The organism is Patescibacteria group bacterium (genome assembly GCA_018896645.1).
Taxonomy (GTDB): Bacteria; Patescibacteriota; Patescibacteriia; order UBA2591; family JABMQE01; genus JAHIMF01.
On the sequence record JAHIMF010000005.1, the window covers coordinates 20,139 to 32,742 of the forward strand.

Annotated in this window: 13 protein-coding genes; 12 read left to right on the forward strand and 1 reads right to left on the reverse strand. The window is 38.2% G+C overall.

Annotated elements, in window-relative coordinates; all coding sequences use genetic code 11:
* Window positions 1-37: 37 nt before the first annotated feature.
* The 10 genes from tig (at window position 38) to KKD20_00325 (ending at window position 9,221) form a co-directional block, all read left to right on the forward strand.
* Entirely contained in the window at window positions 38-1,318 is a 1,281-nt protein-coding gene (gene tig, locus KKD20_00280; GenBank protein ID MBU4331548.1) for a trigger factor, read from the forward strand.
* A 145-nt stretch (window positions 1,319-1,463) separates the two neighbouring features.
* The gene (locus tag KKD20_00285) at window positions 1,464-2,471 is read left to right on the forward strand and encodes a rod shape-determining protein (protein MBU4331549.1); all 1,008 of its coding nucleotides are present in this window, start codon (window positions 1,464-1,466) and stop codon (window positions 2,469-2,471) included.
* Window positions 2,472-2,513: 42 nt separating this feature from the next.
* Entirely contained in the window at window positions 2,514-3,518 is a 1,005-nt protein-coding gene (locus KKD20_00290; GenBank protein MBU4331550.1) for a DNA polymerase III subunit, read from the forward strand.
* Window positions 3,515-4,564: a hypothetical protein gene (locus KKD20_00295; GenBank protein ID MBU4331551.1), complete on the forward strand. Its 1,050-nt coding sequence runs from the start codon at window positions 3,515-3,517 to the stop codon at window positions 4,562-4,564. The genes KKD20_00290 and KKD20_00295 overlap by 4 nt, the downstream gene beginning before the upstream one ends.
* Window positions 4,565-4,672: 108 nt before the next feature.
* Window positions 4,673-5,068 (forward strand): four helix bundle protein, encoded by a 396-nt coding sequence (locus tag KKD20_00300; protein ID MBU4331552.1) that lies wholly within the window; start codon window positions 4,673-4,675, stop codon window positions 5,066-5,068.
* Between the two features lie 159 nt (window positions 5,069-5,227).
* Window positions 5,228-5,782, forward strand: a complete 555-nt coding sequence (gene frr, locus KKD20_00305) for a ribosome recycling factor (GenBank protein ID MBU4331553.1) — start codon at window positions 5,228-5,230, stop codon at window positions 5,780-5,782.
* Between the two features lie 155 nt (window positions 5,783-5,937).
* Complete coding sequence (gene rseP / locus KKD20_00310; protein ID MBU4331554.1) at window positions 5,938-7,212, forward strand: RIP metalloprotease RseP; 1,275 nt, start codon at window positions 5,938-5,940, stop codon at window positions 7,210-7,212.
* A 15-nt stretch (window positions 7,213-7,227) separates the two neighbouring features.
* Entirely contained in the window at window positions 7,228-7,587 is a 360-nt protein-coding gene (locus KKD20_00315; protein MBU4331555.1) for a hypothetical protein, read from the forward strand.
* Between the two features lie 193 nt (window positions 7,588-7,780).
* On the forward strand, window positions 7,781-8,998 hold the full coding sequence (gene proS / locus KKD20_00320; protein MBU4331556.1) for a proline--tRNA ligase: 1,218 nt from the start codon (window positions 7,781-7,783) through the stop codon (window positions 8,996-8,998).
* Window positions 8,999-9,053: 55 nt separating this feature from the next.
* Window positions 9,054-9,221: a hypothetical protein gene (locus KKD20_00325; protein MBU4331557.1), complete on the forward strand. Its 168-nt coding sequence runs from the start codon at window positions 9,054-9,056 to the stop codon at window positions 9,219-9,221.
* Between the two features lie 187 nt (window positions 9,222-9,408).
* Here the strand turns inward: KKD20_00325 and KKD20_00330 are convergent, their stop codons facing one another.
* Window positions 9,409-10,164 (reverse strand): hypothetical protein, encoded by a 756-nt coding sequence (locus KKD20_00330; GenBank protein MBU4331558.1) that lies wholly within the window; start codon window positions 10,162-10,164, stop codon window positions 9,409-9,411.
* Window positions 10,165-10,514: 350 nt separating this feature from the next.
* Here KKD20_00330 and KKD20_00335 point away from each other — a divergent pair, with 350 nt between their 5' ends.
* Window positions 10,515-11,561 carry a rod shape-determining protein gene (locus KKD20_00335; GenBank protein ID MBU4331559.1) on the forward strand — a complete coding sequence of 349 codons (1,047 nt, stop codon included), beginning with the start codon at window positions 10,515-10,517 and terminating at the stop codon, window positions 11,559-11,561.
* A 141-nt stretch (window positions 11,562-11,702) separates the two neighbouring features.
* Window positions 11,703-12,521 carry a rod shape-determining protein MreC gene (gene mreC, locus KKD20_00340; protein MBU4331560.1) on the forward strand — a complete coding sequence of 273 codons (819 nt, stop codon included), beginning with the start codon at window positions 11,703-11,705 and terminating at the stop codon, window positions 12,519-12,521.
* Window positions 12,522-12,604: the final 83 nt, after the last annotated feature.

Consider the following 12,604-nt stretch of genomic DNA (forward strand, 5'->3'; position numbering starts at 1 on the left):
TAACTTATAACCAATCTAACCAGTAACTAGTTTTTTTATGACCTACGACATCATCAATAAAACCAACCAAGAACTTGAAGTTAAAGTTACTGTTCCAGTAGTAGAGCTTCAAGAAGCTACTAAAAAAACAGCTAACAAACTCTCAAAAGAGATCAAAATTGACGGCTTTCGGCCGGGTAAAGCGCCGTACGAGGTTGTCAAAAAGTATGTGGGTGAGATGAAAATTTTTGAAGAAACAGCTAGTGAATTAGTGGCTAAATATCTTAACGAAATCATTATTAAAGAAAACTTGGATATCATGGGCCAGCCAAAAGTTGATTTAGAAAAACTAGCGCCCGGAAACGAGTTTAGCTTTAAGGCGGTTTTTACATTACTGCCAACCGTAACCTTGCCTGACTTCTCTAAGATTAAAATTGAGAAACATGAAGTAAAAGTTAACGAGGAAGATATTAATAAATCTTTGGAAGAACTAAGAAAGACGCGGGCTAAAGAAGTCCTAGAAAAACGACCAGCCCAAAAAGGTGATAAATTAGAAGTTGATTATGAGGTATATGTTGACGGCAAATTGATTAAGGGCGGCAAAGCAGAAAAACAGAGCGTGATACTTGGTGAGGGCCTAATGATCCCTGGGTTTGAAGATAAACTGATTGGCGCAACCGCTGACCAAGACAAAGAATTTGAATTAACTTTTCCTAAAAATTATGTTCCTGAACTGGCCGGCAAAAAGGCGAGGTTCAAAGTCAAGGTGCGGGGCGTATATAAACAAGAGTTACCCCATCTTGACGATGATTTTGCTAAAAGCTTAGGAAAAAATTCAATCATTGATTTAAAAAAACAAATGCAAGAAAATCTTTATTTGGAAGTCGAGCAAAAAGAAAACGAACGCCAAGAATTAGAAATGTTGGATAAAATTGTTCAAGCGGCATCAATTACCTTTATTCCGGAATCATTAGTAAAAAATGAGCAAGAACAAATGTTAAAAGAAACGAAATTTCAAATAGAACATGGCGGAGGCAAGTTTGAAGATTATCTTTCACACCTCAAAAAAACCGAAGAAGAAGTAAAAAATGGTTTCGAGAAAGAGGCAGAGAAAAAAGTAAAATTAAATCTGTTGTTTCGTAAATTGATTATTGATAATAAGATTAAAGTTGATGAAAAAAGAGTTGATGAGGAGGTTGAACGGCAAGCCAAAGCTTATGCTTCTATGCCGGAGATGGTGGAGAAAATGAAGAGTGATAATTATTGGGTTTATTTAAGGGAAATGATGTTGAATCGGAAGGTGATTGAATGGTTGAATAACACGATAGTCCGCGATTGACATTTCCTCTAAACCTGATAATCTAAAAAGAGTTATAAGCTAGACTGGTTATTAGTTATAAGTTATATTTTTTCACTATCTGTGTTTTTATATTTTTAAGTTTGTGTTTTTTATTTTTTATATTTCATTTTTTATTTTGTAAAACGTGTTCATAAAAAAAATCGGAATTGACTTAGGCACTGCCAATACCCTAGTTTTTCTCCCAAAACGAGGCATTGTTGTTAATGAACCCAGTGTGGTGGCTATTTCTAAAATAGACAAAAAGGTTTTAGCGGTCGGGAGTGAGGCCAAGGAAATGCTTGGCCGGACACCGGACACCATTATTGCCTTAAAGCCCTTGAAAGATGGCGTGATTGCTGATTATAAAACTACCGAAGCCATGCTACGTTATTTTATTGGCAAGGCGATTGGCGGTTTTCGTTTATTCCGGCCAGAGGTTATGGTTTCGGTACCCGCCGGGATTACTTCAACAGAGAAACGAGCAGTTATTGACGCTACTATGACCGCAGGCGCTAAAGCGGCCTATATTATTAAAGAACCCATTGCCGCAGCTATTGGCGCCAATATCCCGATTGGTTCCGCTTCCGGCCACATGATAATTGATATGGGCGGCGGGACCAGCGAGATGGCAGTTATTTCTTTAGGCGGTATTGTGGCATCTACTTCAGTTCGGGTAGCTGGTAATAAGTTTGATATAGCAATCTCTAATTATATTAGAAAAAAGTATAATTTGGCAATTGGGGAGCGGACTGCTGAACGAATTAAAATTGAAATTGGTTCGGCCCTGTATTTAGAAAAAAAATTGAGCACTGATATCCGTGGTCGTGATATGATTAATGGTTTACCCAGGACCATTACGATAACCTCTGATGATGTTACTGCGGCTATCCAAGATGAATTAGAAGAGATTATCTCGGCTTTAAAATCGGTTTTGCACAAGACCCCCCCAGAACTTTCAGCTGATGTTATGGATAAAGGCATGGTCCTGGCTGGCGGCAGCAGCATGCTTAGGAATATTGATAAATTATTTTCCCAAGCCACTGGCGTACCGGCTTATGTTGCTGATGAGCCCCTGCTTTGCGTAGCCCGGGGTACGGGTATTGCTCTGGATAATTTAGAAAGCTATAAGAGGTCGATATTGGCAGCGAAATAGATTTCTTTTGCTTATCTTTTTTAATTATGTTAAAATTAAAACATGAAAGATGTAGATTTCAACTGGAGCATCATTGGCCATAAACGTATTTTAAATTTCCTGGAAAAAAGCATTAAATTTCAAAATTTAAGCCATGCCTATTTGTTTTATGGAACCGGCGGACTGGGTAAGCATTCTTTGGCGACTAAATTTATCCAGATTTTACAATGTGAAAATGATAAAAAATTACCTTGCGGCCAATGCTCAATGTGTCAGCAAGTACAAAAGGGTATTCATCCGGATGTTTATTTTCTTAAGAAAGAAGAGGATAAAAAAAATATCAGTATTGAGCAGGTTAGGGTCCTTCAGAGAAAATTAAGTATGCGCTCTTTTGCTGGCTCTTTTAAAATCGCCTTAATTAATGAGGCGGAAGTTCTATCAAGAGAGGCTTGGGACAGCTTGCTCAAAACTTTAGAGGAACCAACCCCGAGGACAATTATTATTTTGATCACTAACAGTATTAATGTCCTGCCGAAAACAATCCTTTCCCGCAGTCAACTATTACGATTTTTACCAGCGCCAAGCTCCCAGATAATAGATTATTTAACTCACAATTTAGGTATTGAGCCCGGGCAAGCAGAAATGTTAGCCCAAATAAGCCTAGGCAAGCCTGGATTAGCAATCAATTTTTTACAAAATCCTGGCCTTTTAGAAAATTATCAAAAAAGTATTAATGATTTCCTGGGTATCTTAAATAGTGATATGAATCAACGGATGACCAGTATTGACCGCCTGATTCCTGGCGATTACAAATTTTTAAACAAAATAGAATTATTACAAAATACTTTATTTGTCTGGAAATTAGTGGTGCGCGACTTACTGTTGTTAAAGACTTCGCCCGCATCAATCACTAATGTAAATTTAGGGGATAAGTTAAAAGACATCAGCACAAATTATTCTTCTACAAAGTTAAAAAATATATTAAAAAACATATTAAAAACCCAAGAGCTTTTAGGCCTAAATGTTAGCCCAAAATTAGCTCTTAACAATTTGGTTCTAAACATATGAAAAAAGTTTTGCCTTTTGCGTTAGTTATATTGGCACTGCTAATAACTTCCGCCTGCACTTTAGGCGGAAAAAAACCACCCCCCTCATATCCTGGCGGTGTCTTTAAAACCTTTGATGCCGCTCTTACCTGGGACCATAAAGTCATGGTTAGCCAAATAGGCGCGGCTCAACAAACAATCAATGACGTTAACGTGAGAAAATTATCATTTTTTCCGAAAACCACTAAAAGTTTGTATCTTTTGCCGGAAGGAGAAGGGTTTTATGTTAGCTATAACAATGGAGAAACCTGGATTCCGCAGTTAATGGATAAGGGTGTTATAAATGATTTAGATATTGACCCGCAAAACAGGGGTTACATTTTCGTTGTGGTCAATGATATCGTTTATCGGCTCGAGCAGTGTTGTGATGAGTGGTCAAAGGTTTATTTGGAAACACGGGGTAATATTTTAACCAGTATTGCTATTAATCCTAAAAATCCCCAAGAAGTTTATTTTACAACCTCCAAGGGGGAGTTATTCAAAAGCAATAATCATGGCGACTCTTGGACAGTTATTAAACGTCTAGAAATCTTTATCCAGGAATTAATCATCAATCCCCAAGATCAGAATATAATGTATATTATTGCGAACCAGGGTATATACAAAAGTAAAGATAAAGGTATAACCTGGAATAAGATTGACAGCCTAAGCCAGTACCCGGGAACAGGGGAATTGTATCATTTTGTATTTAATCCTAATAAATGGGATTCCTTTTTCTATGTTTCTAAATATGGTATCCTGAAAACTGATGATGGAGGAGAAACTTGGCACGATATTAGCTTGTTGACTCCACCAGGCGCGGTGAGAATTCACGCTTTTACATTTAACCCAAAGAATTTGGAAGAAATGATATATGCTACTGCCAATACGTTATACAAAACAGCAGACGGAGGCGAAAAGTGGGAAACAAAATCATTACCCACAAAGAGCCCGCCAACCTTTCTTTTGACCGATCCCGAGCACTCCAATGTTATTTATCTAGGGACAAAGACTGCATCGGTTCAATAAAGATACTTAAAAGGGATAAGAAGGCTTGATGGGGCGGACATGGCTATCAGGCAAGAGGGCTATAAGGCGATACCGCCTTCTTATGCCTTCTTATTTCCCTAAATTTTTATGAAAAACAAAAGATTACAAAGTCATAAAAAAATGATTGTATGGCAAAGTATTGATCAACTTGACTTTATTGTGCAGAAAATTTTAAAAAGAATACCTCGGCATGAATTTAAAATGAAAAGTCAGATCGATAACGCGTCGGATTCTATGGGTTCTAATTTTGTAGAAGGTTATTATAGTGGCTCATTGGGTGAGTACATGAGATTCCTTAGATATAGCAAAAGGTCAAACGCAGAGCTTCAAGAAAGAGTAAGACGAGTTTTACGAAAGGGTCATATAGATAAAAATCTATACGATGAATTTGAAGACAGAGCTATTAAAACCATGTATTTACTTGACCGTTTAATTCAGTCATTAGAAAATAAGCAAAATGATGAAAAGAACAAACCTTCTTAATCTTCTTGCCCCATAGCCTTACCCGCCTCCTTATGCCTTCTTATCCCTTATAAAATTATTAGAAAATAAGCAAAATGATGAAAAGAACAAACCTTCTTAATCTTCTTGCCCCATAGCCTTACCCGCCTCCTTATGCCTTCTTATCCCTTATAAAATTATATGAACCAAATTATAAATAAATCCAAACAAGAATTTGAATCCGCGATTAGCCACCTAACCCAAGAGGTGAATGGTTTGCGTATTGGCCGAGCAGCTCCATCAATGGTGGAGAACCTTATAATAGAAGTTTATGAGTCAAAAATGCCCTTGGTTCAGTTGGCCAGCATTAATTCCACGGGGCCCAGTGAGTTAGCGGTCCAGCCTTGGGATAAGACTAACCTCAAACCCATAGAAAAAGCTTTAACCCAAAGTGATTTGGGATTTAGCGTGGTTATTCAAGAAAATATTATCCGTCTGACTTTACCGCAACTCACAGAAGAGCGGCGCAAAGAAATTATCAAGGTTTTGCACGAGAAATTAGAACGAGCAAGAATCACTATCCGGGGCATTCGCGACAAAACTAGGGAGGAAATTGTCGCTATAGAAAAAAACAAAGAAATTGGCGAGGATGACAAATACCGGCTCCAGGAAGAGCTTAATGAGGTTACTCGGGGATATGTGGATAAAATTGGGGAGTTAGGGAAGAAGAAGGAGGTAGAGATTATGACTGTGTGAAATCTTGAGATTGTAATTTCTAAAAACATAACCTGAATCGACTTGCAATAATTCCATTGCTCAATTGCTCCATTGTTCAATTGTTTTGTTATAACAATCGAGCAATTGAACAATGAAGCAATGAAAGTGTTTTATAGTTAAATTCCACTCGTAAAATGTTAGTAACCATCATCACCTTCCTAATAATCTTAGGCCTCCTGGTCCTAGTCCACGAGCTAGGGCATTTTTTTGTGGCTCGGCGTTTTGGAGTTAAGTGTGATGAATTTGGTTTAGGGTTCCCGCCGCGAATGATTGGCTTTGTCAAAGACCCTGAGCGACCTCTCGGCCCTGAGCTTGAGGCCGAAGGGGCGAAGCGAGCCGAAGGGTCAGGAGTGTTGGGTTTTTTCAAACAATGGAAAATAGTCAAGCGTAAAAATAAAGATGCCCGTGGCAATGAAAAAGAATATAAAAATACAATCTATTCTTTAAACTGGATTCCTCTCGGTGGTTTTGTCAAAATAAAAGGCGAGCAAGGCGAGGAGGCCAAGGACGAGGATAGCTTTGCTCATCAAAAACTTTGGAAACGCGCTATAATACTATCCAGCGGGGTTACGATGAATTTTATATTCGCTACTCTTTTATTATCTATTGGTTTTATTATTGGCATTCCCCAAGTTATAGATGAAATAACTCCAAAATATGCGAGCGTCAAAGACGAAAAAATTCAACTTCTTTCCATCCAAAAAGATTCTCCGGCCAAGCAGGTTGGTCTTGAAGTTGGTGATATTGTTGTAAGTATTGATAACCAAAAATTTAAAGAAATTGAAGATGTCCAAAAATATATTCAAGAAGATGATGATGGGGAGATTATCGTTACGGTTAAACGAGCTGGTGAGGAAATAGAACAAACAGTTACCTCTGAGGTAATGGAAATTGAGGGCGGACAAAGCAAAAAAGCCATTGGAGTAGTGCTGGCCAAGACCGGCACAGTCTCTTATCCATTTTTTCAAGCTATCTGGCAGGGCATTATTACCACGCTTTATTTAATGAAGTTAATTGTGCTGTCATTTTATCATTTATTTAAAGATCTGATTGTGATGCATAAGGTAACCATTGATATCGCGGGGCCTGTTGGTATTGCCGTGGTTACGGGGCAAGTTGTTAGACTTGGATTTATTTATATTTTACAATTCGCGGCTTTACTCTCTATAAATTTGGGCATTATTAATTTTTTCCCTTTCCCGGCTCTGGATGGCGGTCGGGTGGTCGCCTTGGGCATAGAAGCTGTCAGGCGTAAACCCAATAATCAAAGAATTGAAGCTGTGATTCATAATATTGGTTTTGGTGTTTTAATGGTTTTAGTGGTTTTGGTGACTTACCGGGATGTAGTGCGATTTGGCGGTAAGCTTATGGGGAAAATTTTTGGATATTTTGATGATGTTGTTTCTTAAACATTTTTAGTCATTATGATAATTAGAATTGCAGACCCAACCCAAAATTCTTACAACCTCCTCCGCCAATGCGGATACGCAGTTTTTCGAGATCCTAACACTGGCAAAACTTCATATACTAAAAGGCTGGACCGGGATTATTATCCACGATTTCATATTTATATGAATAAGGAAAGTGAGGGCGAGTTAGAATTAAATCTTCATCTTGATCAAAAACATGCCTCCTACAAAGGTCAGACTGCGCATAGCGGTGAGTATGACGGGGACTTGGTGGAGCGGGAGGCGGAGCGGATAGAATCATTGGTAAATCAGGTTATTCACGAAACGGCGGAAAAGCCCAAGAAAGGATTTTTTACAAAATTGTTTGGTAAATAGTCAATAGCAACTGGTTACTAGCCACTAGGGGTTTTAAACCCTATGACTGTTTTATTGAACCAGTTTTTTTATTTCCAAAAACTTCGAAAAATTAACCCTAGTTGCTAGTGACGAGCGACCAGTAAAGCGACGCCATTTGCCAAAAAATCAAAAATAAAGTAAGATACAATTAGTAATTCTTAAAATCAAAACAATGCTTCAATCTCAATTATTCTACAAAACAACCAAAGAACCACCCAAAGATGCAGAAATTGCCAGCCATAAATTTTTAGTTCAAGCGGGATTTATTGACCAAGTAGCCGCCGGGATTTATTCGCTTTTGCCCCTAGCCTTTCGCGTTTATAAAAAGATTGAGAATATAATCAGAGAAGAGATGAATAAAGCCGAAGGCCAGGAAATCAGCATGCCCACCTTACAACCAAAGACCTTGTGGCAAGAAACTGGCCGCTGGGAGACTATTGACCCGCCTCTTTTTATAATCCAAGACCGTCACAAAAAGGAGCTTTGCCTCGGCCCCACGCACGAAGAAGTTATCACCAAACTTGTCCGCGAACGCGTTAATTCATATAAGGATTTACCTCTTTATCTTTATCAAATCCAAAACAAATTCCGCAATGAAATGCGTTCCACGGGCGGTCTCCTGCGGGTCCGGGAATTTATGATGAAAGATTTGTACAGTTTTCATGCTGATGAAAAAGATTTGGACAAATATTATAAAGTTATGCTTCAGTCCTATAAAAATGTGTATCAACGGTGTGGCGTTGAAGCTGTGGCTGTTGAAGCTTCTTCCGGCTCTATTGGCGGTGAAGAATCCCAGGAATTTATGGTTTTAGCCAAAGACGGAGAAGATAGTATCAAACTTTGTCCTAAATGCGGTTATGCCGGCAATGTTGAGGTTGTTAAAGCTGAAGTCTGTCCTAAGTGTGATGCTGTATTAGATGAAAAAAAATGCATTGAAGCCGGTCATATTTTTAAGCTCGGTACTATGTACTCCAAAAAAATGGGCGCTAAGTTTATTGATAAAGACGGCAAAGAAAAACCAATTCACATGGGTTGCTATGGCATTGGCTTAGGCCGCCTCTTAGCCACAATTGTGGAAGCCAGCCACGATGAAAAGGGGATTATCTGGCCAAAAAATGTTGCTCCTTTCCGGGCGCATTTGATTGGACTGGATTTGGAAAAAGCCAAAGATATTTATAATAAACTAAAAAAACAGAACATTGATGTCCTGTTTGACGACAGAGAAGAAGTAAGCGCGGGCGAAAAATTCGTCGAAGCAGATTTGATTGGGATTCCGATAAGGTTGGTGGTTAGCAAAAAAACCGGTGAAAATGTAGAGTGGAAAGAGCGAGGCAGTAAAAAAACGAAAATACTTGGTGTTGATGAAGTCACATCAAAATTACAGAAATAATTTTAATAAAAGAAAGATAAATCTGGTTGCTCTTTAATTAAATGAGAGGATAGCTATGGCTAAAAGAAAAAGAAAAGATTTTTTTGCAGACCATCCGAGTTTTATGGCTCTTGTTGTCAATAAAATTAGTTCTGGAATACGATTTCTCCTGAAAATAGTTACCCAAATTTTCAACGAGCGAAAAGATAAACTTTTCATTGGGGGTGAGAAAAATGTTGAATAATAGTCATGAAAAATATTTAATTCTCCCAAGCCATGTATGTTATTTGTTCCTTTTTGTTGTCGATGCTCTTTTGTCGATTTTCAAAAAAAATGGCAAGAGGTTATTTTTCTGACATCAGGAGATAGAAAAAGCCCTGTCCATTGAAACATCACAAGACAGGGCTTATTTTTTGCTGAGCAAGCACACCTCACTTGTGCCAACTCATAGGGTGGGTTTTTGTTGTCCCTTTTGGGACGAAGAACCATTTTTCCCCCTCGCAACAAAGGACTTCCCCGGTATTAAGGATGCTAATTCCCAGAACCTTAATGTTAGTTTTTTCAAGGCTAACCCATGTTTCGTTTTCGTCTTGCTGTTTTTTACCGTCAGGTTCCCAAGAAATCAACCATCCTCCCCAAGTACCACCTGGTCCAACAGGACGATTTTTTTTAATGATCAGCGCTATCCCCTCATCAATCTGAGAAAGATAATTTCTTACTGTTGGTTGGTAATAATAAAAGTTGCCATTCACGGCAATAAAGAGATCCCGCCATAGCCCACTATGCATAAGAAATTTCCGAATATTTTTGCTCGCATCATGTTGAGAAACATCAACTGGCAAGAGCAGCAAAGAAATTACTAAAGCCTGTTTAATGACGGACTCTTGTTGCGAAAAATTACCTTCATTTGTCCCTTTAAGAACAAGGGATCGAAAACAGTAGCGCTTTCCCTTATCGATTGATTTCCAAGAAAGCAATAAGGGATTACGAAAAATAGTATGCTCCGGTGATAATTCCTCTTGTTTTACAGTGATTTCCTGATAGTCTGCCTCCATAACTGTGAAATTTTGGAAACCAACCATTTCAACCGCGAGATTTTTCAGAGCGCTAGGTAGGGGAGCAGCGCGAAGTATATAACTTGGAAAAATAACTGTAAGAATAACCAACAAACAGATTGTCCGCTTCATTTTGGCCTCCTTTTGAAGTGGGTAGAAAAAAAAATATGCCAATGGCAAGTTTTTTCAAAGGCTTCCGATGGACAATTCTGTAGGAAGAGTATATACTGGATTAATAGACAAAAGCCTAGAACCCAATATTAACTTTGCGTCCTCCCTACAAAATTATCCATCGGAAAATTCGGATACTAATTTTCAAAGTTCATACTTCGCATTTAATTACTTCATCATAGCATATATTTTTAAACTTGTCAATGGGCGAAACAAAAATTTTAGGTAATTAAGGATATTTTTGGCTAAAATTAGCGTAAAATGATTACTAATTTACTTTATTACTTTATTGCTCGATTACTTAACAAAATATGTTCAACAACCTCCTCGGCCGTTTTTCCCGCGATATGGGTATAGATTTGGGCACTGCCAATACTTTAGTCTATGTCCGTGATAAAGGAATTGTTATTAACGAGCCCAGTATCGTGGCTATCAATACCCGCGCTGACCAGATTTTAGCCGTGGGCGAAAACGCCAGGAAAATGTTAGGCAAAACCCCGCCCCATATTATTACTTCAAGACCACTATCCGATGGGGTGATTTCTGATTTTGAAATTGCTGAAAGGATGTTAAAACATTTTATTGCCAAGGTTCATCAGGATAAATTTTCTTTTTATACCCGACCCCGAGTAATTATTGGGATTCCCTTGGAAATAACTGAAGTAGAGCGTAAAGCAGTTGAAGACGCGGCGATGCAAGCTGGCGCCAGAGAGGTTTTTTTAGTGGAAGAGCCAATGGCCGCGGCAATCGGCGCTCGCCTTCCAATTCAAGAATCATGCGGTAATATGATTGTTGATATTGGCGGCGGCACTACAGAAATTGCTGTAATTTCCTTGGCAGGTATCGTCACCTGGAAATCTTTACCAATTGCCGGAAATGAACTAACTGAAGATATTATAGAATATGCCCGCGAAAAATATAATTTACTAATTGGCGAAACCACGGCTGAAGAGATAAAAATAAAAATTGGCTCGGTTTTTCCCCTGGAAAAATCTTTAAAAACAATTATGCGGGGTCGGGATTTGGTTTCTGGTCTGCCTAAAGAAGAGACTATTACTGATGAAGAGGTGCGAGAAGCGATGCAACGTTCGGCTAAAATCTTGGCTGTTAATATCCGCGATACTATAGAATCTACCCCGCCAGAATTAGTAGCGGATATTTATAGCCGAGGCATAGTTTTATCAGGCGGCGGGGCTTTACTTAAAGGACTTCAAGATTTGATTTATAGAGAAGTCCAAGTGCCTATCCACATTACTGATGACCCCCTAACTGCGGTGGTTCGCGGTTTAGGAATTATTATAGAAGACATGAATACTCTTAAAGATGTTTTGTTGCCTTCAGCTGGAGAAATCACTTAATCGCATTTACTATTCATTATTTATTATTTACTATTCATTATTCACCACAATCTTTTCATAGCGAAACACTAGGAAAAAAATTAAAAAACAGAATAGTAAATAATGAATTCCTTGATATTCTCATTATCAAAACTATTCAGCATGAACAAACTTTTATCAAAAACCGTAATTTCCATCACTACAGTAGCTGTCCTACTGATTTTTTTTCATTCTATTGGCTGGCTTAAGCCTTTTGAGGCTTTACTTGCGAAATCCGTGGGTAAACCCCAAGAATTTGTATACAATATTGCTTTAGGTTTTAAAAACATATTCACGGGTATTGATTTTAAAGAAGAGAATACCAGATTGAAAGCCGAACTTGAAGAGCATATTATTGATGGCGTGGCTTTAAAACTTTTGGAAGAGGAGAATAAAAGACTTAGGCAAGAATTGAATTTTTTGGAAATTAGGGGGTATGCTTATGTTTTAGCTCATATCATTGCCAGAGAACCGGAACTTGATCAAAAGATAGTAATACTTAATCAAGGCTCTGCTCAAGGCATTAAAAAGGGCTGCCCAGTAATTATTACTCGCAATGATGAAAGTTCTTTCACTCGACCCGAAGGCTTTTTAGTTGGAAAAATTATCAAAGTCAGCACTTATAAATCATGGGTTGTCCTTCTACCTGATAACCGAAGCGCGGTTGCCGCAGAAATCCAAAGCAGAAAGGCATTATACGGATTAGTCAAAGGTGAGCGAGGATTATCATTAAACATGGATCTAATACCCCAGGGCACTGAAATTATTCCGGGTGATACGGTTATAACTTCTGGTTTAGAAAATATGATTCCCAAGGGATTAATTATTGGTGAAGCAGAAACGATTGAATCTGTTCCGGGCGACTTTTTTCAAAAGGCAAAAATTAAACCCCTTGTTTCTTTTGATAATCTGAACCTGGTCACCGTATTAATTCCCAATTAAGGTTTGTATTGTTCGATAATAATTAACAAAATCAACAGAAAAGAAATATAGAAATTAAGAAATAGAGAAATAAAGGATTTGTT

What these genes read in the sequence shown, in the direction of transcription:
- tig (MBU4331548.1), top strand. Translation starts at nt 38, where the DNA reads ATGACCTACGACATCATCAATAAAACCAACCAAGAACTTGAAGTTAAA.
- KKD20_00290 (MBU4331550.1), top strand. Translation starts at nt 2,514, where the DNA reads ATGAAAGATGTAGATTTCAACTGGAGCATCATTGGCCATAAACGTATT.
- KKD20_00295 (MBU4331551.1), top strand. Translation starts at nt 3,515, where the DNA reads ATGAAAAAAGTTTTGCCTTTTGCGTTAGTTATATTGGCACTGCTAATA.
- KKD20_00300 (MBU4331552.1), top strand. Translation starts at nt 4,673, where the DNA reads ATGAAAAACAAAAGATTACAAAGTCATAAAAAAATGATTGTATGGCAA.
- frr (MBU4331553.1), top strand. Translation starts at nt 5,228, where the DNA reads ATGAACCAAATTATAAATAAATCCAAACAAGAATTTGAATCCGCGATT.
- rseP (MBU4331554.1), top strand. Translation starts at nt 5,938, where the DNA reads ATGTTAGTAACCATCATCACCTTCCTAATAATCTTAGGCCTCCTGGTC.
- KKD20_00315 (MBU4331555.1), top strand. Translation starts at nt 7,228, where the DNA reads ATGATAATTAGAATTGCAGACCCAACCCAAAATTCTTACAACCTCCTC.
- proS (MBU4331556.1), top strand. Translation starts at nt 7,781, where the DNA reads ATGCTTCAATCTCAATTATTCTACAAAACAACCAAAGAACCACCCAAA.
- KKD20_00325 (MBU4331557.1), top strand. Translation starts at nt 9,054, where the DNA reads ATGGCTAAAAGAAAAAGAAAAGATTTTTTTGCAGACCATCCGAGTTTT.
- KKD20_00330 (MBU4331558.1), bottom strand. Translation starts at nt 10,164, where the DNA reads ATGAAGCGGACAATCTGTTTGTTGGTTATTCTTACAGTTATTTTTCCA.
- KKD20_00335 (MBU4331559.1), top strand. Translation starts at nt 10,515, where the DNA reads ATGTTCAACAACCTCCTCGGCCGTTTTTCCCGCGATATGGGTATAGAT.
- mreC (MBU4331560.1), top strand. Translation starts at nt 11,703, where the DNA reads ATGAACAAACTTTTATCAAAAACCGTAATTTCCATCACTACAGTAGCT.